The organism is Methylorubrum aminovorans, assembly GCF_022179725.1.
GTDB classification, from domain to species: Bacteria; Pseudomonadota; Alphaproteobacteria; order Rhizobiales; family Beijerinckiaceae; genus Methylobacterium; species Methylobacterium aminovorans.
Window position 1 is genome coordinate 69,165 of sequence record NZ_BPRC01000009.1, and the last position, 20,307, is coordinate 89,471.

At 71.4% G+C, this 20,307-nt stretch carries 20 protein-coding genes; 10 read left to right on the forward strand and 10 right to left on the reverse strand.

Annotated features, from left to right (window positions below; all coding sequences use genetic code 11):
- The gene (locus tag MFF24_RS13975; protein WP_238225012.1) at positions 1-861 is read right to left on the reverse strand and encodes a C40 family peptidase; all 861 of its coding nucleotides are present in this window, start codon (positions 859-861) and stop codon (positions 1-3) included.
- 312 nt (positions 862-1,173) lie between these two features.
- On the opposite strand from MFF24_RS13975, the gene MFF24_RS13980 reads away from it, so the two are divergent.
- On the forward strand, positions 1,174-1,545 hold the full coding sequence (locus MFF24_RS13980; protein WP_108938830.1) for a hypothetical protein: 372 nt from the start codon (positions 1,174-1,176) through the stop codon (positions 1,543-1,545).
- Positions 1,546-1,549: 4 nt separating this feature from the next.
- On the opposite strand, the gene MFF24_RS13985 is transcribed toward MFF24_RS13980, so the two are convergent.
- Together MFF24_RS13985 and MFF24_RS13990 are read right to left on the reverse strand one after the other, a co-directional pair.
- Entirely contained in the window at positions 1,550-2,236 is a 687-nt protein-coding gene (locus tag MFF24_RS13985) for an SDR family oxidoreductase (RefSeq protein WP_238225014.1), read from the reverse strand.
- Positions 2,237-2,301: 65 nt separating this feature from the next.
- Positions 2,302-3,018 carry an MgtC/SapB family protein gene (locus tag MFF24_RS13990; RefSeq protein ID WP_238225015.1) on the reverse strand — a complete coding sequence of 239 codons (717 nt, stop codon included), beginning with the start codon at positions 3,016-3,018 and terminating at the stop codon, positions 2,302-2,304.
- A gap of 295 nt (positions 3,019-3,313) precedes the next feature.
- On the opposite strand from MFF24_RS13990, the gene MFF24_RS13995 reads away from it, so the two are divergent.
- The 8 genes from MFF24_RS13995 to MFF24_RS14030 all read left to right on the forward strand — a co-directional run bounded on the left by MFF24_RS13995 (position 3,314) and on the right by MFF24_RS14030 (position 11,339).
- Positions 3,314-4,309, forward strand: coding sequence for an AAA family ATPase (locus MFF24_RS13995; protein WP_133089886.1), 996 nt, complete (start codon positions 3,314-3,316; stop codon positions 4,307-4,309).
- Positions 4,310-4,314: 5 nt separating this feature from the next.
- Positions 4,315-5,247 (forward strand): DUF58 domain-containing protein, encoded by a 933-nt coding sequence (locus tag MFF24_RS14000; RefSeq protein WP_238225017.1) that lies wholly within the window; start codon positions 4,315-4,317, stop codon positions 5,245-5,247.
- A 33-nt stretch (positions 5,248-5,280) separates the two neighbouring features.
- Entirely contained in the window at positions 5,281-5,739 is a 459-nt protein-coding gene (locus MFF24_RS14005) for a DUF4381 family protein (protein WP_238225019.1), read from the forward strand.
- Between the two features lie 5 nt (positions 5,740-5,744).
- Positions 5,745-6,764 (forward strand): VWA domain-containing protein, encoded by a 1,020-nt coding sequence (locus MFF24_RS14010; protein ID WP_238225022.1) that lies wholly within the window; start codon positions 5,745-5,747, stop codon positions 6,762-6,764.
- 11 nt (positions 6,765-6,775) lie between these two features.
- Positions 6,776-7,699 (forward strand): VWA domain-containing protein, encoded by a 924-nt coding sequence (locus MFF24_RS14015; RefSeq protein WP_238225023.1) that lies wholly within the window; start codon positions 6,776-6,778, stop codon positions 7,697-7,699.
- Entirely contained in the window at positions 7,699-8,637 is a 939-nt protein-coding gene (locus tag MFF24_RS14020) for a tetratricopeptide repeat protein (protein ID WP_238225025.1), read from the forward strand. Before MFF24_RS14015 ends, MFF24_RS14020 begins: the two co-directional genes overlap by 1 nt.
- 56 nt (positions 8,638-8,693) lie before the next feature.
- On the forward strand, positions 8,694-9,956 hold the full coding sequence (locus MFF24_RS14025; protein ID WP_238225027.1) for a hypothetical protein: 1,263 nt from the start codon (positions 8,694-8,696) through the stop codon (positions 9,954-9,956).
- A gap of 420 nt (positions 9,957-10,376) precedes the next feature.
- Positions 10,377-11,339, forward strand: coding sequence for a DMT family transporter (locus MFF24_RS14030; RefSeq protein WP_238225028.1), 963 nt, complete (start codon positions 10,377-10,379; stop codon positions 11,337-11,339).
- On the opposite strand, the gene MFF24_RS14035 is transcribed toward MFF24_RS14030, so the two are convergent.
- The 7 genes from MFF24_RS14035 to MFF24_RS14065 all read right to left on the reverse strand — a co-directional run bounded on the left by MFF24_RS14035 (position 11,330) and on the right by MFF24_RS14065 (position 19,051).
- Positions 11,330-11,629: a hypothetical protein gene (locus MFF24_RS14035; protein WP_238225029.1), complete on the reverse strand. Its 300-nt coding sequence runs from the start codon at positions 11,627-11,629 to the stop codon at positions 11,330-11,332. The genes MFF24_RS14030 and MFF24_RS14035 overlap by 10 nt on opposite strands.
- 352 nt (positions 11,630-11,981) lie before the next feature.
- Positions 11,982-13,070, reverse strand: coding sequence for a CYTH domain-containing protein (locus tag MFF24_RS14040; protein ID WP_238225030.1), 1,089 nt, complete (start codon positions 13,068-13,070; stop codon positions 11,982-11,984).
- 254 nt (positions 13,071-13,324) lie between these two features.
- A complete protein-coding gene (gene msrB, locus MFF24_RS14045; RefSeq protein WP_166058509.1) occupies positions 13,325-13,741 on the reverse strand; it encodes a peptide-methionine (R)-S-oxide reductase MsrB in 417 nt (138 codons plus the stop codon).
- Positions 13,742-13,857: 116 nt separating this feature from the next.
- Complete coding sequence (locus tag MFF24_RS14050; protein WP_238225031.1) at positions 13,858-15,012, reverse strand: YihY/virulence factor BrkB family protein; 1,155 nt, start codon at positions 15,010-15,012, stop codon at positions 13,858-13,860.
- A 170-nt stretch (positions 15,013-15,182) separates the two neighbouring features.
- Entirely contained in the window at positions 15,183-16,649 is a 1,467-nt protein-coding gene (locus MFF24_RS14055; protein ID WP_166058511.1) for an HWE histidine kinase domain-containing protein, read from the reverse strand.
- Positions 16,650-16,899: 250 nt separating this feature from the next.
- Positions 16,900-18,432 carry a malonate--CoA ligase gene (locus MFF24_RS14060; protein WP_238225032.1) on the reverse strand — a complete coding sequence of 511 codons (1,533 nt, stop codon included), beginning with the start codon at positions 18,430-18,432 and terminating at the stop codon, positions 16,900-16,902.
- A gap of 166 nt (positions 18,433-18,598) precedes the next feature.
- Positions 18,599-19,051, reverse strand: coding sequence for a hypothetical protein (locus MFF24_RS14065; protein ID WP_238225034.1), 453 nt, complete (start codon positions 19,049-19,051; stop codon positions 18,599-18,601).
- Positions 19,052-19,388: 337 nt separating this feature from the next.
- Between MFF24_RS14065 and MFF24_RS14070 the strand changes: the two genes are divergently transcribed.
- Complete coding sequence (locus tag MFF24_RS14070) at positions 19,389-20,303, forward strand: collagen-like domain-containing protein (protein ID WP_238225036.1); 915 nt, start codon at positions 19,389-19,391, stop codon at positions 20,301-20,303.
- Positions 20,304-20,307 lie beyond the last annotated feature (4 nt).

Below are 20,307 nucleotides of genomic sequence, written 5' to 3' on the forward strand. Positions count from 1 at the left end.
TCAGGCGGAGAAATCGAGCCGCCGGATCGAGGTGACGGTGCCGAAACTCTTGACGGCGATACGCGCGACCGCCTCGCGCAACGGCTCGACCGCCACCGCCATGTGGTGGCCGTTGGCGTGGATCAGCCGCTCGGCGTCGAGCATCAGCCCGACATGGCCCTTCCAGAACACCAGATCGCCGCGCCGCAGGCCGTCGAGCCCCGGCGGCAGGCTGTCCCCAAGTGCCCGCTCCTGCTGGTCGGCGTCGCGCGGACAGGCGCGGCCCGCATGCTCCAGGCAGAGCTGCACGAGGCCGGAGCAATCGAGGCCGAGGCTGGTGCGCCCGCCCCAGAGATAGGGCGTGCCGACGAGCCGCTCGGCGGTGGCCGCGTAATCGGCCTCGGCGGTCCCGAACGGCACGGCATGGCCCGCGAAGACGAAGCCGCCTCCGGCGAGTTGCCAATACTCGCCCTCCTGCGCCTGCGCTGCGAAAGTGGCGCCGAGGCTCAGATGAGCCACGTGCGGGCGCTTCAGATCGGGCGCTGGGTAGACGAAGGTGCGCAAGGCGGCGACCCGGTGAGTCGGCTCCGGATCGACCGCTCCCAGAGCCGATTCCGGCAAGTAGCCGACATAGCCGTCGCGGTGGATCTGCACCCAGGCGAAGCCGTCACGGATCTCGAAGACGCTCACCGCGTCGCCCATCACCGCCTCGGTATCGAGTCCAGCCTCGAGGCGCGGCGCGCGGCGCAAGGGCGCGGAGGGCACGGCGACCCGCGCCGGCGCGCCCGCGACATAGCGCTCGGCGGCGACGACGCCCCTCAGGCGAATATCGGCGAGGTCGGATCGGGCCGGGGTGAGGCGGGGATCGGAGGTGTCTGGCATCGTGTGGCCGGAGGTGCCGCAGGATCGGGGCGGGATTCGGGATGGAAGTCTCTCGAAACCGCGAAATTCCGCACGCCCGGTTGGCCGGACCAGCGCGACATCCACTTGCTGCGCTGCCGCGACACTTTGCCCATCGCGGGCCCTGCCGACCGGGCGGCCCCGTCAACGAATGTGCTGGCGGCGCTGCGGATCGGCGCGCATCCTGCATCCTCGACGAGCGGGGCGTCCGCCCGGCAGCCATGCGGCCGGCGGTCCGTCACGTCCGATGTGTGTGCAATGCACAAACCGGACGGGCCGTCCTATGATCGGTGCATGAAGACCGCGAGTCGTGCCGTGAAGAAAACGCCCAAGAGCTTCCAGGATCTGCCTCCGATCCGGGTCCGGCGCGAGCCGCCGACGGTGGCCGAGGCGGTCGCCGCCGCGCAGGATCTCGCCGACGATGTCGACCAGCAGGTGGAGATCGCCTGCGGGCTGATCGGCCTCGGCCCGGACGAGGTGCGCCCGCACGTGGTCGCCGCCGCCAAGGCCGCGGCGGCGCGGCCCGCCCATCGTCCCCAGGAGCAGCGCATCCTGGCCCCGACGAGCCCCAACCGGGCGCCGCCGCGCGCCGTCATCGTCGAGCGCCGCAGTCGCCCGACGGTGGTGGTCGAGCGCCGCAGCCGGCCTCTCGACCCGCGCCGCTGAAGCCTCACCAGGGCAGCGTTTCGCCCCGGTAGTCGAGAAAGGCGAGATCGGTCCGGCCCGCCCTCGCCTCGATCACGTCCGCCAGTCCGGCCGCGCTCGTCGCCACATCGAGATCGGCCCCCTCGCCGCCCATATCGGTGGCAACCCAACCCGGATGCAGCAGGAGCACGCCGAAATCGCGGGCCGCGTGACGCGCCGCGAAGCTCCGGGCGTTGGTGTTCAGCGCCGCCTTGCTCGCCCGGTAATTCTCCCAACCGCCCTCGGTGTTGCGGCCGACGCTACCGAGCACAGAGGACATGAAGGCGAGCGTGCTGCCGGGCGCCAGCCGGTCGCGGAAGGCCTCGGCGAACAGGAGCGGGCTCACCGCATTGGTGAGGAAGATCTGCGCATGGACGGCCCGCGATACGGCGTGGAGCGGTTGGTCCGACTCCAACACGATACCGGCCACGACGAAGATCAGGTCGAACCGTTCGCCCGCCAATCGCTCGTGCAGGGCGGTGACGGAGGCATCGTCGTCGATATCCACTGCCTCCACCCGCACGCCCTGCGCCGTGAGCGGTTCGAGGCCGGGCGCCGCCCCGCGCCGGGTCGCGGTGACCCGCCAGCCGCGCCGCAGAAAGGTTTCGGCGAGCCCGAGCCCGAGGCCGCGGGAGGCGCCGACGATCAGGGCATGCTTTTTCGAATGGGTCATGATGGCTCGTCCGCGTCTGCACGCTCCTGCGCAATGACGGCGGTACGCCCAGCCTCAAGGTCGGATCAATCCCCCGTCTGTACCGTCCAGGTCGCGTGGCGCACCTCCGGCCGCTTCTCCAGATCGGCCACGACGGCGTCGAGATCCTTGGCATGCGCCGTCCGCGCGGTCAGAGTGGCGATGACGTCGACATTGGCCTCGCCGCGCTCCTCCACCGCCGTCGTGCCGACGGGATAGTCCGCCGCCTCCAGGCGTTCGACCAGCAGGTCGCGAGCGAGGCCGGCGGATTCGGCGGGCGCCGTCACCTGCACCTCGTAGGTCGCCTCCGTGGCACTCTCGTCGATAGGGATGCGGTCGATCAGGTTGACGAGCGGACGCAGCAGCGTGTTGCCGGCCAGCACGGCGAGGGTGACGAAGCAGGCTTCCAGCGGCAGGTCGGCCCCGGAGAAGGCGCCGACGGCGGCCGAGCACCAGAGGGTCGCGGCGGTGTTGAGGCCGCGCACGTTCATCCCCTCCTTCATGATGACGCCCGCGCCGAGGAAGCCGATGCCGGAGACGACGTAGGCGACCACGCGGGTCGCCCCCTCGCCGCCGGTCAGCCGCATGCCGAGATCGACGAAGGCGGCGGCGCCCAGCGCCACCAGCACGGCGGTGCGCAGGCCCGCGCTGCGCTGCCGGTACTGCCGCTCGACCCCGATCAGGGTGCCTAGGCCGAAGGCGACCGCGAGGCTGATGCCGGAATTCAGGGCTTCGGGCGTGGGAAAGGGAAACGGGCCGGGCATCGAACCTTTCGGGGACTTTTTCGGTGTCGTGCGGTTTCTCCGCTGTCGCACGAGCGTGACGGTTGCGTGACGAAACGTCACCGATCGGCGCATCCCCGGTCGAATACGGGCAATTTGCCCGTGGCCGGGGTCGTGATGCGGGATTGACGCGGCAAGCGGGCAGCGGGCAAACCGGCAGGATTGTGGGACCTATAAGAAAAACCCACGCTGAGGAGACGTGCATGCGGCAGGATTGTTCTCCTGCGACGAGGGCCGAGGCTCGGCCGGCGCAAGGAACGCAGGCAGAGGCGCTGGCATGAGCGTCGAGGCACTCGCCCGGCCCGCGGCAGGGGCGGCTCCGGTTCGCGACCGCATCCTCCAACTCCGCGATGGATTGAGCCACGGGCTGATCGGCGCCGACAAACTGGTCGAGCGCCTGCTGATCGGGCTTCTCACCGGCGGCCATCTGCTGATCGAGGGCGCGCCGGGTCTTGCCAAGACCCGCGCGGTCAAGCGCCTGTCGGATGGGCTCGACGGCTCCTTCGCCCGCGTGCAGTGCACGCCCGACCTGATGCCGGCCGACCTGACCGGCACCACCGTCTGGCGCCAGGATGCGGGCACCTTCGAGTTCCTGCCCGGTCCCCTGTTCCACTCGCTGATCCTCGTCGACGAGGTGAACCGCGCGCCGCCCAAAGTGCAGTCGGCCCTGCTGGAGGCGATGGCGGAGGGGCAGATCACGGTTTCGGGCCACACCCACCGCCTGCCCGACCCGTTCATGGTGGTGGCGACGCAGAACCCGATCGAGCACGCGGGCACCTTCCCGCTGCCCGAAGCGCAACTCGACCGCTTCCTGCTCCACGTCGTCGTCGAGATGCCCGACGAGGCCTCCGAGCGCCGCATCCTCGACCTCGTCGAGGGTGAGCTGAACCACCACGCCGAGGCGATGCCGGTGAAGCTCTCGGTCGCCGAGGTCATCGCCGCCCGCGAGGCGGCGCTCGCCACCTACGTCTCGCCGGCCCTCAAGGACTATCTCGTGCGGCTCGTGGCCGGCACGCGCACCGATGCGGTGGCGCCGGAGCTGCGCGCGGCGATCGAGCACCCGGCCTCGCCGCGCGGGACGCTCGCTCTGATGGTCGCGGGCAAGGCGCGGGCCTACCTGCACGGCCGCGATCACGTGGTGCCCGAGGATATCTCCGAACTCGCCGCCGATGCCCTCTCCCACCGCATCGGCCTGACCTGGCGCGCGGCGGCCGAGGGGCGCACCACGCGCGGCATCATCGACGGGCTGGTCGAGCGGACGCGGGCGCTGTAGCCGCCATGACCGCGACCGCGGCCCCCGCGAGCGACGACCCGACCGACGCCCCCGGCATCCACCTCTCCGGCGCCGGGCTGATGAGCCTGCGCCACCTAGCGCGACGCGGCGTCTCGCCCGCGACCCGCACCATCGCCGGCCTGCCCGGCGGCATCGTCACGCGGAAGCGCGGGCGGGGCTCCGAGCCCGACGACGTGCGGCCCTGGTCCGAGGGTGACGACCGCCGCTTCATCGACCGCAACGCCACCGCCCGCACCGGCGAACTGCACGTGCGCACCCACCACGACGAGCGCGACCGCGCCGTAGTGCTGCTCGCCGATTTCCGACCCTCGATGCTGTTCGGCACCCGCCGGGCGCTGCGCTCGGTGGCGGCGGCGGAGGCGCTGGCGCTCCTCGGCTGGCGCATCGTCGGTGACGGCGGGCGCATCGGCCTGATCGCAGCGGGGACGGCCGAGCCCTCGGTGGTCCGCCCGGCCGGTGGCGAGCGGGCGATGACTGCCGTCACCGGAGCGATGGCCCATGCCCACGCCGCCGCGCTTGCCCGCCCGGCGGCGGACGATCCGCCGCTGACCGATACCCTGGCGCTCGCCCGCTCGCTGCTGCCGTCGGGCGGACACCTCGTCGTCGCGACCGCCCTCGATGCGCCGGGGCCGGATTTCGAGAACCTGATCACCGCGCTCGCCGAGCGGCTCTCGATCCGCCTGCTCCTGGTCAGCGATGCCTTCGAGCGCCTCCGGCCGCCCGGCTTCTACCCCTACGCCTTGCCGGACGGACACCGTGGCACCATCCAGGCCCGCCGCGGGGCAGCGGCTCCCGATGACATCGACCCGCGTCTCGCCCGCCTCCACGCCTGCGGCGTCGAGGGCCTGCGCATCGATGTCGAGGCCGGGCCGGAAAGCTACGCCCCTCTGATGGAGCGGCTCGATGCGGTGCTGTGAGGCAGGGAGAGGGGATGCGCGGAGGGGTGAGGGATGACCGCCTCCCCCGACCTCTCCGCCCTGCGCAGCTTGCATCTGCCCACCGGCGGCACCGGCGCGGTGCAGCCCGAGATGGTGGCCGCCATTGCCATCGGCTTCGGCCTCGCGCTGCTCGTGGGCGGGATCCGCCTGCTCCGCGCACGGCGCGGTGCCTCCCTGCGCCGGGCGGCCCTGCGGGAGCTGGCACAAGCCGCGCGGCTGGAACCGGAGGCCCGGCGCGTCACCCAGGCCCGTCTCCTGCGCCGCGTGGTCCGCACCCTGAAGGGCGAGGAGGCGGCGCGCGCCCGCGGCGCCGCCTGGGCTGCGACGCTCGATGCCACCTTCGGCACCGATTTCTTCCGCACCGGCCCGGGCCGCGCCTTCGCCGACGACCTCTATCGCCGGCCCGCTTCCGTCGATTCCGCCGCCATCGATGCCGGCCTCGGCCGCCTTCTCACACAGATCCGGGCCTGACCCGAATGCCCGCCTGGTTCACGGCCCTCGTCTCCGCCTTCGACTTCGCGACGCCGCTCGCGCTGCTGCTCCTGCCCCTGCCGCTCGCCGCCCGGCTGATCCCGCCGGAGCGCGAGGGCAGCAGCGGTGCGCTGCGGGTCCCGCCCTCGCTCGTCCTCGGCGCCGAGCGCTCCGAGTCCATCGCCGCCCGCGGACGGCGGCGGCTCTGGCTCATCGGCACGCTCTGGGTTGCGCTCGTGGTCGCGCTGGCCGGTCCCCGCTTCGTCCTGCCCGCCACCGCGCTGCCGGCCTCGGCCCGCGAGATCGTGCTCGCCCTCGATCTGTCGGGCAGCATGGAACGCAAGGATTTCTCGCTCGACGGCGAGACGGTGAGCCGCCTCGCTGCGGTCAAGCGCGTCGGCGCCGAGTTCATCCGCCGCCGGGCCGGCGACCGCATCGGCCTCGTCGAATTCGCCGATCAGGCCTACGTCGCCGCCGCTCCCACCTTCGACACGGCGACCGTCGCCCGCACCCTGGAGGAGGCCACCATCGGCCTCGTTGGGCGCTCCACCGGCATCGGCGACGGGCTCGGCCTCGCCCTCAAGCGCCTCGCTCCGGCGCAGGTCGCCGCCGCGGACGGCAGCGGGCCGCCTCCGTCCCGCGACAAGGTCGTGATCCTGCTCTCCGACGGCGCCAACAATGCCGGCCAGACCGCGCCCAAGGACGTGGCGGCTCTGGCCAAGGACCTCGGCGTGCGCGTCTACACTATTGCGCTCGGACCGATCGACATGGCCGACAACCCCAACAACGAGCAGGACGTGGTCGATGTCGAGACGTTGCGGGCCATGGCCGAGACCAGCGGCGGCCGGGCGTTCCGGGTGAAGACCACCGACGACCTGGAGGCGGTCGCCAACGCCATCGACGAGCTGGAGGGCGGACGCGCCAAGGCACCGCCGCTGCCGCTGCGGCGCGACCTCTGGCCGTGGCCGGCGGCGCTGGCCTTCCTCTGCGCCTGCGGGCTGCTGGCGACGCGGCGCCGGATCTGAGCGGGAATCGCATGATCGAATCCCTCACCCTTCTGCGCCCGCTCTGGTTTCTGGCGCTGCCCGTCGTGGCCGTGCTGGCGCTGCGCGCCGCGTGGCGCTCGGCGCCGCTGGGCGATTGGAACAAGGCGATCGATCCCCACCTGATGGCGCTGCTTGCCCGAAGCGGCGCCCTGCTCGGCGGGCGGCGGCAGGCCAATATCGCCGCCGCGCTCGCCGCGGGCATCCTGGCGCTCGCGCTCACCGGGCCGGCGATCGAGCGCCCGGAAGCCGCGACCTTCCGCAACCTCGACGCCACGGTGATCGTGCTCGACCTCTCCCGCTCGGTCACCGAGGGCGGGCGCTTCAAGGAGGCACGGCAGGCGGCGCAGGCCGTGGCGGAGGCCGCGGGCACCCGCTCGCTGGCCCTGATCGTCTATGCGGGTGACGCTTACACCGCTCTCTCGCCCACCCACGACCGCGAGACGCTGGCCACCACGCTGTTCGCGCTGGACGCCGACACCGTCCCCGACCGAGGCAGCCACCCGGAACGCGGGCTGGCGCTGGCCCGCCGGACTCTCGCCGAGGCCAACGTCGTCGCCGCCGACGTGGTGCTGATCTCCGACGGCGACGGCATCGGGCAGGCCGCCGAGCGCGAGACCGCCGCGATCCGCGACAAGGGCTGGCAGCTCCACGCCCTGTTCGTGCCGGCCGCCAAGGCGCTGCCGGCCGGTGCGCCGCGTCCCGACCGGACCGCCCTCGACCGGCTCGCGACGGCGGGCGGTGGGCGCGCCGCCGATATCGAAGGTCCCCAGGCGGTGCTCGACCGCGTCGGCGCCTCGACCGCGCAGCACCTCGCGGCGGGCGGTTACGGCGTGCTCGCCTTCGCCGATCTCGGCCGCTGGCTGCTGCTGCTGGCGCTGGTGCCGGCGTTCTTTCTCTTTCGACGGAGCGCGTGATGGTGGCGCTCACTCCGCCCCGACTCTTCGCCGGCGCAACGCCTCTGCGGCGGGCTCTGCCAATCGCTTTTCCGCGCCACTGGCGCAAGCTCGCACGCATCGCCGGCCTCACGCTCGCAGGGCTCGGCATCCTTAGTCTGCTGCTCGTGTCGGAGCCGCGCACGACGCTGGGCCGCTTCCTGATGGCGGTCGGGCTCCCCGGCGCGGCGGTCCGTGTGTTCGATGTGCCGGCATGGCGTGCCGCTGCCCTCTACACGGCCGGGCATTACGGCGAGGCGATCCCGCTGTTCCGGGCGCAGGGGAAGCGCGGCGCCTACAATCTCGGCAATGCGCTCGCCCGCTCCGGCGACCTGAAGGGCGCGCTCGACGCCTACGACGAGGCGCTGACCTACAACCCGCGCGACGCCGACGCGCAGGCCAACCGCTCGCTGATCGCGAAGGCGCTGGAGGAAGAGATCGACCGCGGCAAGGGCGGCGGCATCGCCAACGCCTCGGCGCAGTACGGCGCCCGCTACAACAACACCGCCAACCAGGACCAAGACGACGATATCCGCTCTACCTCCAGCGGCGAGGGCCTGGCCGGCAACAAGGAGGCGAGTTCGTCCGCCTCGCTTCCCGGCACCAGCCCGGTGGCGCGGCGCGGCAAGGCGGAGCAGCAGGCCATCGATTCCGGCAAGGGTCAGGCTCGCGGCTCGGCGAGCGACGCGGCCGGCCGCGGGCGCCAGGGCGCCGGCTCGGCCATGGTCGCCGCCGCCCCGGAGCGCGAGGCGCGCCGGGTGACGAAGAGCTTCGAGGCGCACGAGATCCACCCTGACCGGCTCTGGCTTCAGACCCTGCCGGACGAGCCCGGCCGCTTCCTGAAGCTGCGCCTCAAGGCCGAGCAGGCCCGGCGCATCGAAGCCGGCACCGCCATCCCGGGAGGCAGCAACCCGTGGTAAAAGCCGGCACAATTCGCAGCGCGCATCCTCTCGCCTCTCTGCGGGAGAGGGGAGTGTTGGCAGCGCTGTTCCTTCTCCTGCTGGCCGTCGTCACCCCCGCCCAGGCGATCGAGCCCGGCGACCTCACCCTGACGGTGACGCCCGATCTCCCCGGCGGCGCGCAGCCCTATGCCCGCGAGATGGTGCTGCTGCGCCTGCGCGGCGTCTACCGGACGCAGATCCTGCTGGAGGAGATGCGCCAGCCGGCGCTGGTCAACTTCTCCTGGACGCAGCTCGGCCGCGATCATTGGGGCCGCACGCGGCTGCCCGACGGGCAGATGGCGCTGGAGTTCGAGCGCACCATCGCGGTCTTCCCCCAGCACACGGGAACCTTCACCATCGACCCGTTCATCCACCGCCTCACCATCAATGATGGCGGCGAGCGCAAGCAGATCGACGTCCGCTCAGAACCCGTGCCGTTTCCCGTGGCAGCCTGGACCGGAGCGGGCGGCGGCCCCGATGCGCCGGAGCCGTGGTGGCTGCCGGCGCGGGACGTGTCGATCACCGATTCCTGGGATCCTGACCCGGAGACACTGAACAAGGGCGACACCGCGCGCCGGATCGTGACCCTCGAAGCGCAAGGCATGCTCGCCGAGGGGCTGCCGCCGCGTCCCGTGATGCGCACCCGCGGGATCATCACCTTCGCCGGCCCGGTGAAGCGCGAGACCCTCATCACGCCGTCGGGCCCGGTGGCGCGGGCGACCTACCAGTGGGACATCAAGAAGGGCGTGTCCGAGGTGATCCCGCTCGACGCGATCAAGATCCCCTGGTTCGACACGCTCACCCGCACTCAGCGCGAGGCCGAGATTCCCGCCCGCCAGATCGGCGGCGGTCTCGCCGACCGGGAGGAGGACCTCAAACCCGCCGCCCCCGCCTCGTGGCCGGCCTTGGCGGCGGCGGCGCTCGCCGCCTTCGGGCTGGGGCTCGCGCTGATCGGCTTCCGCACCGGTTCTGCCCGCCTGCGCCTCGACCGCGGACAGGCCCGTCGCCTGCGCCTCGCCGCGGCCGCGGGCGACGCGGCGGCGTTCCGGGCCGCGCTCGGCCGAGCCGCGCAAGCGCAGCCGGATCTCGCCGCGCTCTGGCGCAGTGAGCCGGATCTAGCGCGCGACCTCGCCGCCCTCGACCGAACGGTGTTCGGCCAGACGGCGGAGAGCGAAGCCCCGCTCGATCTGCCCGACCTCGCCCGGCGCCTCGCCCGGCCCCGTCGGCTCGGCCCCTCGGCGGCGCTGGCGCCCGAGCCTCGCCTTGCCCCCCTCGACGGCCCGGTCGCGCAAGCGTGACCGGGCGCGGCTGAACGGCCACGCTCGATTCCCGTTTGGTCCCGGATCGATCGCGCACGAGCCGGCCGATCCTCCAAAAGAGGCTGGACGTGAGCGCCGCAAGCCCGTTTCCCGATCATATTGTTTCCGGTTGATCGCGTCGGTTCGACGCCGGCCGCCCTCATTCCCGGGCGCCGGGAACGTGCAACCCACGGATGGCCTCGGCATCATGTCCCAGCGTCGCATCGCGGCTGGATCTCGGCTTGCGCTGACCGGCCCTGGGATGACGGGAGGCCGGAGCGAAGGGATCAACCGGAAACCGTACGGGACGTGAGGCTCTTCCCATCGGGCAGGAGACCCGCATCGGAGCCGGGATGCACTGGCCTCCGGCATGGTCTACGGCCTCGATCCGGACAGGAGCCGCAAGACCGGGAGGGGGACGTGTCCGCGAGACAGGCCGGCGAGCCGGGAGCATCGATCGCCCGCGATCCGCGGCGCCTCGTCGGCATTGCGTTGATGTGCGTCGCGCCGGTGTTCTTCGCCAGCCTCGACGCCACGGGCAAGGTACTGGCCGGCACCGGCGTCGATCCGCTCCTCACCACCTTCATGCGCTACGCCGTCAACGTCGCGCTGGTGACGGCCTTCCTCAATCCGGTGACCCGGCCAGGCGTGGCCCGCTCGCGCCGTCTGCCGCTGCAGATCCTTCGCTCACTGCTCCTGTTCGGCTCGACCGCCTGCAATTTCCTAGCCCTGCGCTCGCTCCAGCTCGCCGAGACGATCTCGATCCAGTTCGCCGCGCCGCTCGCCGTGGCGTTGCTCGCCGGGCCGCTGCTCGGCGAATGGTCGTCGCGGATGCGGCTCGCGGCGGTGGCGACCGGGTTCGTGGGCGTCCTCGTGATCGTACGACCGGACGCGCTGGTGGCCAAGCCGGCGATCCTGCTCAGCCTCGGCGCGATGCTCTGCTACGCGGTCTACGTAATCGTGACGCGCAAGCTCGCGGCCCACGACTCGACCGCCACCACGGTGTTCTACACCGGCCTCGGCGGCCTTGCGGTGATGAGCCCGCTCCTGCCATGGATCTGGACGGCGCCGGATTCGGGCCGGGTCTGGGGTCTGCTGATCGCGGTCGGGCTGTTCGGAACGATCGGGCACTGGCTGCTGGTGCTGGCCCACGCGCGGGCACCGGCGAGCCTGCTCGCGCCCTTCCTCTACACGCAGATCCTGTGGTCGGTGCTGCTGGGATACCTGCTGTTCGGCGACGTGCCGAGCCTCTGGACGATGCTGGGCGCAGGGATCATCGTCGCCTCCGGCCTCGCGTTGCTCGCCGAGGATGCCTTCATGCGCCGGCACGCGCGGCGGAGGGACGCCCCTCCCCCGCGCGATGGAACCCCGCCTCAGCGGTAGCGATGGCCGCGATGATCGCGGCGGTGATGGCGGCTACGATAGTCGTGGCGGTGCGAGCGCATGCGAGTGCGGTAGGCGCGCCGGCCCGGATCGATCCCGAGCACGCCGTTGACGCCGCCCACCGCGCCGCCGACGGCGCCGCCCACGATCCCGCCGATCGGCCCGGCGACGCGGTCGCCCTCGGCCGCGCCGCGGCGCATGCCGCCCGGAATCCCCTGGGCCTGGGCCTCACCGACGATCGGCAGGAGGCAGAGCATCAGCCCCGCGGCGGCGATGGCGAGACGTCTCATGGCAGAGATTCCTCATTTGTTGTGTGGACTTACCCGTGCCCCGCACGAAGCGGATCGCGACCGGATGCCAGCCAACGAAGCGTAGCCCATCCCGGTTCCGACGGGTCGAGGCGCCATCCCCAGAGATCGGCTGTGGGGCCGTGGAGTGGTGCTGGCGGCGGCTCGGTCATTCACCCCTCACGCCGTCAGCGCGAGCAGCAGCCAAGCGATCCGGGGCGAGCCGTCTCCGGACAGGACTGCGCCCTGGATGGCTTCGATTTGGCCTCACAATGACGATCCGACACGAGTAAGCCGGCTCCCTCGCGGAAGCCGGCTTTCCTCAGTCTCGTCGATTCTCACGTGTCGCGGACGGTCAGGTCTGCTGCGTGCGCCGGGGACGGACCTGCCAGCGCTCGAACGCCTCGGTCACTTCCTCGTCGCGACCCGGCTCCTGCGGGTTGCGGATCGCGGCGCCGAGCGCCTTCGAGAGGCTCTCGATCACGTCGTCGATGCGCGCATCCGGCGCCAGCCGCTCCCCAGATTCCGACGCGGGCTTCTGGGCCTCGGTCGCCTCGGCCGGGGCCTGAGCCTCCTCAGGCTTGGCCGCCTCGGCCGCCTCGGGGGGTGGCGGCTCCTCGGCTGACGGCGCAGGCTCGGATACAGGCTCGTCGGCCCGGGGGGCCTCGGTCGGAGCTTCCTCGACCTTGAGCTCTTCCGGAGGAGACTCCGCTGCCGCCGCCGGGAGAGGCTCCTCGGCGGCCTGTGGCTGCTCCTCCGCCTTGGCCTCGGCGGGCGTTGCCGGCTCCGCCACGGCCGCGGCGAGGAGTGCCTCAGGAATCGGGGGATGCCGCGGCGCCTCGAATGAGCGGGGTGGGGTCGAGGAGTCCCGCGGCGGCGACACCGGCTTCGACGGAGCGAAGGACTGACGGTTCGAGCCGAAGCGCGGCTCGATCAGGTCCAGCACCGCATCGAGGGCGGCGTTGCTGAGGGGGATGTCGCCCGGGCTCGGCACACCGGTCAGCGCGATAGACTGACCGTCATAGGCCTTGTCCGTCGTCACCTCGGCACCGAACCAGACCGGCGGCGTGAAGTTCTGGGCCGCGGCGGCGTCGGGGAAGACGAGGCTGACGATGTCGAGGCCGGACGGGCGCACGTAGCGGTCGACCAGCGCCTCGACCGAGCCGCCGAGGGACACCGTGGTGCGCTCGTAGACGGCCCGCCCCTGGCAAACGTCGAGAAGGGCGTCGCCATGAGCGCGCGGCACCTCCGTGCGCTCCTCGGCCATCGCGCCCTCGGCGCCGGTCATCAGCACGAGGAAGCAGTTGGTGCCCTGCAGGCGCACGAACGAGGTGCGCCCGGCCTGCGGCGCGAAGTAGCCCTCCGTGACACGGGACCCGCCCCGCTCCTTCCGCAGGAGGCGGACCAGAGAGGGCGCCACGAGAAACCGGCGAACGACACTCATTCACTTCCCTCCGCGGGTCGGCATGCACCGGTCCGGGACCAGCCCGGACGCTCGGTCTTCGGGGCGCCGATCCGGGTGAGGATCGGCAGCCGCCCACCGGCTCGGCCACGGGCGGCCCGCGAAGACCGGGGCGTTAACCTCTTCTTCACACGGACCTTCATGGCGAAGTGTTGAGCCCGAAACAACCACGCGGCAAGCCTGGAGGCGGAAAAGGCGTGGAATTCATGGGGCGAAGCCCATGGATTTCGACGGGCTCAACCCTCCGGCTCGAAGCCGAGCGCGACGCCGTTCATGCAGTAGCGCAGGCCCGTCGGGGCCGGGCCATCCTCGAAGACGTGACCGAGATGGCCCTTGCAGCGGGCGCAATGCACCTCGGTGCGGGTCATCCAATGACTGCGGTCGACCTGCGTCTCGACCGCGCCCTCGAGCGGCGCGAAGAAGCTCGGCCAGCCGCTGCCCGACTCGTACTTGGTGCCGCTCTCGAACAGTGGGGCACCGCATCCGGCGCAGGAGAAGGTGCCGGGGCGCTTCTCGGCGTTGAGGCCGCTCGTGCCGGCCCGCTCGGTGCCGTGCTCGCGCAGCACGTGATATTGTTCAGGCGTCAGCGCCGCGCGCCACTCCGCCTCGGTGCGGATCTCGGGATCAGTCCCGATCAGATCGGATCCGGCCATGGTCGCGTTCCTCGGTTCGTTTCTCGTTCGGCAAAATGGTGCCGGGCATCGCTTGTCACGAGTGCGACCCGCGCGCGCAAGATCGGATGATGCACCGGTGATGCCTTGTCCGCGGCTCAGGCCGCCGCGCCCACCGTGTCGGCCATGCGCGCGCCGCGCTGCCCCAGCGGTTTCTGCGGGCTCGTGGTCGAGTCGCGGGCGGTCTGATGCTCGATCTCGGCATTGATCTCGCCCCCGAGCAGCACGATCGTCGCCGAGATCCAGATCCAGGTCATGAAGCCGATCACGGCGCCGAGCGAGCCGTAAGTCTCGTTGTAGTTGCCGAAATTGGCGACGTACCAAGAGAACAGGATCGAGGCGATGAGCCAAAGCAGGCCGGCCACCACGCTGCCCGCGCCGACCCAGCGCCAGCGCGCCCGCTCGCGGCTCGGGCCGTAGCGGTAGAGCACGGCAAGCCCGCCGAGCAGGACGAGGAGCAGCGCCGGCCAGCGCGCCATGGCGATGAGGCGGGCCCCGTCGCCGAGGCCGAGGAAGTTGAACACCACCGGCAGCACGACGATCGACATCAGCGCCAGGATGATGAACAGCAGCGCGCCCGCGGTGAAGGTGAGCGAGCGGACATTAAGCCAGAAGAAGTTGCGCTTCTCCTCCTCCTCGTAGACCACGTTGAGCGCATCGAACATCGCCTTCATGGCGGCGTTGGCGCTCCACAGCGACAGCGTCAGGCTGGTGAAGAAGGTGAAACCGAGTGCGCTACTGTCCTTGGTGGCGATGCGCTTGACCTGCTCGCCGATGATCTCGATGGCGCTCTCGGGCAGCACGCCGTGCAGCGTGGCGAGGTGGACGTTGATCGTGTTCACGTCGGCCACGAGCCCGTAGCAGGTGACGAGCGCGGCGATGGCCGGAAACAGCGAGAGCAGGGTGTAGAAGGTGACGCCCGCCGCCACCGAGAGCACCCGGTCCTTGTTGAACTCCAGGTAGACCCGCGTGGCGATGTCCCACCAGCCGGGGGACGGGATCTCGCCGGGATGGTCGGCGGCGCGCCCGCGGTCGGCCTGCGTCGCCGCCACCCATCGGGCCGCGCGGCCCTCGTGGGAATGGGCGCCGCCATTGGGCTCCTTCGCCTCGGGAGGCTCCGGCGGCGCGTCGTCGGGCCGGCGCCGGGGCGCGGCAGCGAGCGCGACCAGAGCCGCCCCCATCATCAGGGTCCAGAGCACGGAGGCCGTGCTCTCCGCAGGCAGGCGGGGCGGGATCTGAGGGGAGGACGGCATGGCTCGCGGGGTCGGGCACGCGCGATTCGGGCGCGCACCTTGGGTGAGACGCGGTTCAACCCCGGATCAGGCTTGGCCGTTCCCTCCAACCACGCGGCATCCCGTGGAAAAATCCAGAGGAGAGAAGGTGATGGCGCGCGAGGCCTGCGGCGGGCGTCTTCGAAAAGCCGTCAACCGCCCTCGCGCTCCGGCAGCGGTGCCTCAAGCGTGAGGACGAGGCCGTGGGTGCGGTAGTCGATCTTGGCCTCACCGCCGAACTCGGCGGCCAGCACCCGCTCGATCATCCGCGTACCGAAGCCGACGCGAGACGGCTTCTCCACGGGCGGACCGTCGAGCTCCTCCCAGCGCAGCGACAGGCGCTTGGACACCGGTCCCTCGACCTCCCAGTTGAGGATCACCCGACCGGACTCGTTCGAGAGGCCGCCGTATTTCACCGCATTGGTGGCGAGTTCGTGCAGCGCCATCACCACGGCCAGCGTCAGGCGGGCCGTAAGGCGCACCTCCGGGCCGCCGAAGCGAATGCGGTTGCGCGGGGTGACGCGGAACGGTTGCAGGGCGCTCTCCACCGCTTCGGCGAGGGTCGCGCCGTCGGTGGCCTCCGAGGTGAGGATGTCGTGGGCGGTGGCGAGCGAATTGAGGCGCGCGTCGAGCGTCCGGCGGGCATCGTCGAGCGAGGCGGCGTTGCGCAGGGTCTGGTGGGCGATGGACTGGACCGTGGCGATGGAGTTCTTCACCCGGTGCTTCATCTCGGCGGCGAGCAGGGCGCGCTGCTCGTCGGCCCGCTTGCGCTCGGTCACGTCGAGCGAGATGCCGGCCATGGAGAGCGGTGCCCCGTCGGCCCGGTAATAGGCCCGGCCGCGCAGCTGCACCCAGCGGACCTCGCCGCAGGGCGCCGAGACGCGGTGCTCGACGTCGTAATCGCTGCGGCGGTCGATGGCGGCCTTCATCGCCGCCTGCATCCGCTCGCGATCCTCCGGCACCACGGCCTCGACGAGGTCATCGTAGGAGAAAGGCTCGCCGAGCGGTCGGCCGAAATTCAGCTTGCACAGGTCCGAGGCGACGAGCCGGCGCTCGGCGAGGTCGAGGGTCCAGGCGCCGAGCCGGCCGGCGGCGAGCATGAATTCGAGGCGGTGCTCGCTGCGGGTGAGATCGTCGTTGCGGCGCTCGACCTCTTGTTCCAGGGCGTCGCGGTCGCGCTGGAGCCGGACCATGCGGTCGCGCTCCAAAGTCACGTCGAACTGCGAGGCGAAGAAATAGGTGAGCTGCCCCTCGTCGTTGAAGACCGGCGAGATCAGCAGGCGGTTCCAGAACACCTCGCCGCTCTTCTTGTGATTGAGCAGCTCGAGTTCGACCGGCACCCGCCGCTCGATGGAGTCGCGGATGCGCGCCACGTCGCGGGGGTCGGTCTCCTGCCCCTGCAGGAAGCGGCAATTGCGCCCGAGGATCTCGTCGCGGCCGTAGCCGGTGAGCTTGATGAAGGCGTCGTTGACGAAGATGATCGGGTTGTCGGGCCGGTGCGGGTCGGTGATGAGCATCGGCATCCGCGTCGCCTTGACGGCGGCGGCGAACGGATCGGAGCTGTCGGAGACGCGGACCAGCTCGGCATCGATCCGGTCCTGCTCGGTACTGCTGGTCACGTTCGAACGAAACTCCGCGGTTTGAACAACACACACCATGGGCGCGCAGCGGCTCGCTGCCACCGGGACGGCTCAACCTCCCGGAACCCTATGGCCCGCTCTTATCACCCGCACAGCGAAGCATCGCATCACAGGAATGAGAGCGCCAGCGCCCGGAAGGGGTCGGCATTCCGGTTCGGGAACAGGCCAATGGAGACCCTTTCGCGAGAGGGTGGATCCGCCGGCCGCCGAGCCATCCGTCGATGCGCCCTCAGCCGCGATAGAGGTCGGCGTGCGTCTCGCGCAAAAGATTTTTTTGCACCTTGCCCATGGCGTTGCGGGGCAGTTCCGATGCGAAGAGCACGCGCTTGGGACACTTGTACTTGGCCAGCCGTCCCTCCAGCGCCGCGAGAACCGCGGCCTCGTCGGGCGCGCCCTCGCCCGGCACGACCACGGCGGTCACGCCCTCACCGAAATCGGGATGGGGGAGGCCGATCACCGCGGATTCGACGACGCCCGGCAACTCGTCGATCTCAGTCTCGATCTCTTTGGGGTAGACGTTGTAGCCGCCGGTGATGATGAGGTCCTTGCCGCGGCCGACGATGTGGACGTAGCCGTCGCGGTCGATCTTGCCGAGATCACCGGTGATAAAGAACCCGTCGACCTTCAGCTCGGCGGCAGTCTTTTCCGGCATGCGCCAGTAGCCCTGGAACACGTTCGGGCCCTTGACCTCGATCATCCCGACCTCCTCGGGGCCGAGCGGTGCCCCGGTCTCGGGATCGACCACCCGCAAGGTCACCCCCGGCAGCGGGAAGCCGACCGTGCCGGCCCGCCGCGCCCCCTCGTAGGGGTTCGAGGTGTTCATGTTGGTCTCGGTCATGCCGTAGCGTTCGAGGATGGCGTGGCCGGTGCGCTGCTGCCATTCGCGGTGCGTCTCGGCCAGAAGCGGCGCTGAGCCCGAGACGAACAAGCGCATATGCGCCGCCGCCTCGCGGGTGAGGCCGGGCTCCTTCAGGAGGCGGGTGTAGAAGGTCGGCACCCCCATCATCGCGGTGGCCCGCGGCATCAACTCCAGGATTTTTTTCGCGTCCAACCGGGGCAGGAACAGCATCGTGCCGCCGGTGGCGAGCACGATGTTGGTAGCCACGAACAGGCCATGGGTGTGGAACACCGGCAGGGCGTGGATGAGCACGTCGCGTTCGGTGAAGTGCCAGTACTGCGCCAGCGTCAGCGCGTTCGAGGCGAGGTTGTCGTGGCTCAGCATGGCGCCCTTGGAGCGCCCGGTCGTGCCCGAGGTGTAGAGGATGGCGGCGAGGTTGTCGGGCCCGCGCGGCACGTCGGCGAAGTCGGGGCTCGCCGCGTCGGCGGCCTGCGCCATGCTGCCGTGGCCGGCCGCATCGAGGCTGCGGACCTGCTTCACGCCGGCCTGCGCGGCCACCGCCGACAGGTCGGCCTCGCGGGCCGGGTCGCAGACGAACAGGGCCGGCTCCGCGTCGCCGAGGAAGTAGGCGATCTCGGGCGCGGTATAGGCGGTGTTGAGCGGCAGGAAGACCGCGCCCGCCCGCACTGCACCGAGATAGAGGAAGATGACCTCGGCGCTCTTCTCGACCTGCGCCGCGACCCGGTCGCCGGGCTTCACCCCGAGGGCCTGGAGAGCGTTCGCGTAGGCGCCCGACCGGGCGACCAGGTCGGCATAGGTGTAACGCGCGCCGTCCGGCGTCTCGATGAAGACCTTGGCGCCCGGCTCGGCCGGGGCATGGCTGCGCACGAGACCGAACAGATGGTTGACGGGTCGTTCGGCCATCGCGGGGTTCCTCACCGAATGTCCTGTAATGGATTTTTGCGCCCGATCCGTGCGGATCCTTGCGACGTTTCCTGTCCTCCGCATTGGCGCGGGCGTGCGCTTCGTTCAAGCGGGAACGATCGGGAAAGATCGCCGGCGACGTCTCAGGCCGCCCGCGCTGTCAGCCTCACTCCGTCGGGATGCGCCCGACCGAACAGAGGGTGCGCAGCGCCCCCGCGCTGTCGGTGTAGCAGCTCGCCGACCAACCGTTCTGCTGGATGAAGGATTTGCGGCCCTCGCGCAGGGCTGTCTGGTAGGCGCGGGCCAGGATCGGCTCCACGGTCGCGGCCGGCTCGCCGACGACGAGTTCGGCGGCGATCGTCAGCTCGCGAAAATACTCCGCGGAGGGCGAGGGATCACCGGAGGCCGCCTGCACGATGGGCTGGGCGCGGCAGGTGAGATCGAGCCGGATGCCGCTCGCCGCGCGGACGTCAATGCTGGGACCGACCCGGCGGCCGGCCTTCTTCGCGCCGGTCGCCTGGGCGATGCGGGCGGCGAGCGCGTCGCATTCGTCGGCGCGCGCGGCGGCCTGCGTGACGGGGGACAGGAGAAACAAGGCGGCGAGGAGCGGGCGGAGCATGGCGGCAGGTCGGTCTCGGGGTCGCACGTCCCGGCTCGCCGCGTCCCGATGGGCCCTCGGCGGATCGGGCACTTCGCCGGTCTTCTTAAGGTATCGTCCCGCCCATGGCTTCCGCTTTTCTGCGGCGGCACCCGCGCAGCGCTGCCACTCACGGCGGTCGCGCGGGAGGATCTGTGGACCGTCTCGCAAATAGCCAGACGTGCGAGGACCTTGGCTTGTGGATACGCATTGTGGACGGTTGTGGACGATCGCGCGGGGTTGACCCTTGCGGGCCAGCAACCGAAACCTGCTCGCCGCCGCGCCAGAAGATGCGCGGGTCAAGATCGGAGGAGCGAGGATGCGGATGAAGCGGAGCCTGGTCGGACGGACGCCGGCATCCCGGCGAGAGCCTTCCCGCACCTCTCTGGCGATCCTCTCGCCGCTCGTGATCGCGCTCGGCCTCGCTCTCGCCGGACCGGCGGCGGCGCAGGGCGAGTCCGCCGCGTCACCGTCGCGGCCAGCCCGCGCCGGCGCGACGGCCGCGCGCGCGCCGGCCCCGCCGATCCAGATCTGGGACGCGCGCATCGAGGGCGGCAACCTCCAGGTCACCGGCAGCGTGCGCAAGAGCGGCGTGACCGTGACCCTCGACGACGACATTTCCGTCCTGTCCGACCGGCGCGGTCGTTTCGAGTTCCGGCTGCCCTACCGGCCCGCAACCTGCGTCGCGGTGATCAAAGTCGGCGAGGACGAGCGTGAGGCCGTGGTTGCCAACTGCGCGCCGGAGGGACCGGCCGGCAAGCCGGGCGAGCCGGGCCCGGCTGGGCCGCAGGGGACGGCGGGGCTGCAAGGACCGCCCGGTCCCGCGGGGCCGAAGGGGGACGCCGGACCCAAGGGCGATCAGGGACCGAAGGGAGAGGCCGGACCACAGGGCGAGCCGGGCCCTAAGGGAGAAGCGGGTCTTGCCGGATCTCCGGGCGCGCCGGGGCCGAAGGGTGAAACGGGCGCGAAGGGCGAGCGCGGCCCCAAGGGCGAGCCGGGCGCAAAGGGCGAGCCGGGCGCGAAAGCGGAGGCCGCCGCGACGGTGCCAGCCCCGTTCCGGGTCGTGCGGGCGCGCGCCTGCACGGACACCGGCTGCACGCTCACCTGCGAGGCGGGCGAGGTGCTGGCCTCGGCCACCTGCCAGACAGGCGGTGCGGCGGCCCTGGACGGGGAGGCCAAGGCCTCGTGTCCGGCCGGCAGCGGCGGCATGGTCGGGATCTGCGCCCGGCCCTGAGCCG

Excerpts from the sequence above, each read along its gene's own strand:
- MFF24_RS13975 (WP_238225012.1), bottom strand. The coding sequence starts at position 861 with ATGCCAGACACCTCCGATCCCCGCCTCACCCCGGCCCGATCCGACCTC.
- MFF24_RS13980 (WP_108938830.1), top strand. The coding sequence starts at position 1,174 with ATGAAGACCGCGAGTCGTGCCGTGAAGAAAACGCCCAAGAGCTTCCAG.
- MFF24_RS13985 (WP_238225014.1), bottom strand. The coding sequence starts at position 2,236 with ATGACCCATTCGAAAAAGCATGCCCTGATCGTCGGCGCCTCCCGCGGC.
- MFF24_RS13990 (WP_238225015.1), bottom strand. The coding sequence starts at position 3,018 with ATGCCCGGCCCGTTTCCCTTTCCCACGCCCGAAGCCCTGAATTCCGGC.
- MFF24_RS13995 (WP_133089886.1), top strand. The coding sequence starts at position 3,314 with ATGAGCGTCGAGGCACTCGCCCGGCCCGCGGCAGGGGCGGCTCCGGTT.
- MFF24_RS14000 (WP_238225017.1), top strand. The coding sequence starts at position 4,315 with ATGACCGCGACCGCGGCCCCCGCGAGCGACGACCCGACCGACGCCCCC.
- MFF24_RS14005 (WP_238225019.1), top strand. The coding sequence starts at position 5,281 with ATGACCGCCTCCCCCGACCTCTCCGCCCTGCGCAGCTTGCATCTGCCC.
- MFF24_RS14010 (WP_238225022.1), top strand. The coding sequence starts at position 5,745 with ATGCCCGCCTGGTTCACGGCCCTCGTCTCCGCCTTCGACTTCGCGACG.
- MFF24_RS14015 (WP_238225023.1), top strand. The coding sequence starts at position 6,776 with ATGATCGAATCCCTCACCCTTCTGCGCCCGCTCTGGTTTCTGGCGCTG.
- MFF24_RS14020 (WP_238225025.1), top strand. The coding sequence starts at position 7,699 with ATGGTGGCGCTCACTCCGCCCCGACTCTTCGCCGGCGCAACGCCTCTG.
- MFF24_RS14035 (WP_238225029.1), bottom strand. The coding sequence starts at position 11,629 with ATGAGACGTCTCGCCATCGCCGCCGCGGGGCTGATGCTCTGCCTCCTG.
- MFF24_RS14040 (WP_238225030.1), bottom strand. The coding sequence starts at position 13,070 with ATGAGTGTCGTTCGCCGGTTTCTCGTGGCGCCCTCTCTGGTCCGCCTC.
- msrB (WP_166058509.1), bottom strand. The coding sequence starts at position 13,741 with ATGGCCGGATCCGATCTGATCGGGACTGATCCCGAGATCCGCACCGAG.
- MFF24_RS14050 (WP_238225031.1), bottom strand. The coding sequence starts at position 15,012 with ATGCCGTCCTCCCCTCAGATCCCGCCCCGCCTGCCTGCGGAGAGCACG.
- MFF24_RS14060 (WP_238225032.1), bottom strand. The coding sequence starts at position 18,432 with ATGGCCGAACGACCCGTCAACCATCTGTTCGGTCTCGTGCGCAGCCAT.
- MFF24_RS14065 (WP_238225034.1), bottom strand. The coding sequence starts at position 19,051 with ATGCTCCGCCCGCTCCTCGCCGCCTTGTTTCTCCTGTCCCCCGTCACG.
- MFF24_RS14070 (WP_238225036.1), top strand. The coding sequence starts at position 19,389 with ATGCGGATGAAGCGGAGCCTGGTCGGACGGACGCCGGCATCCCGGCGA.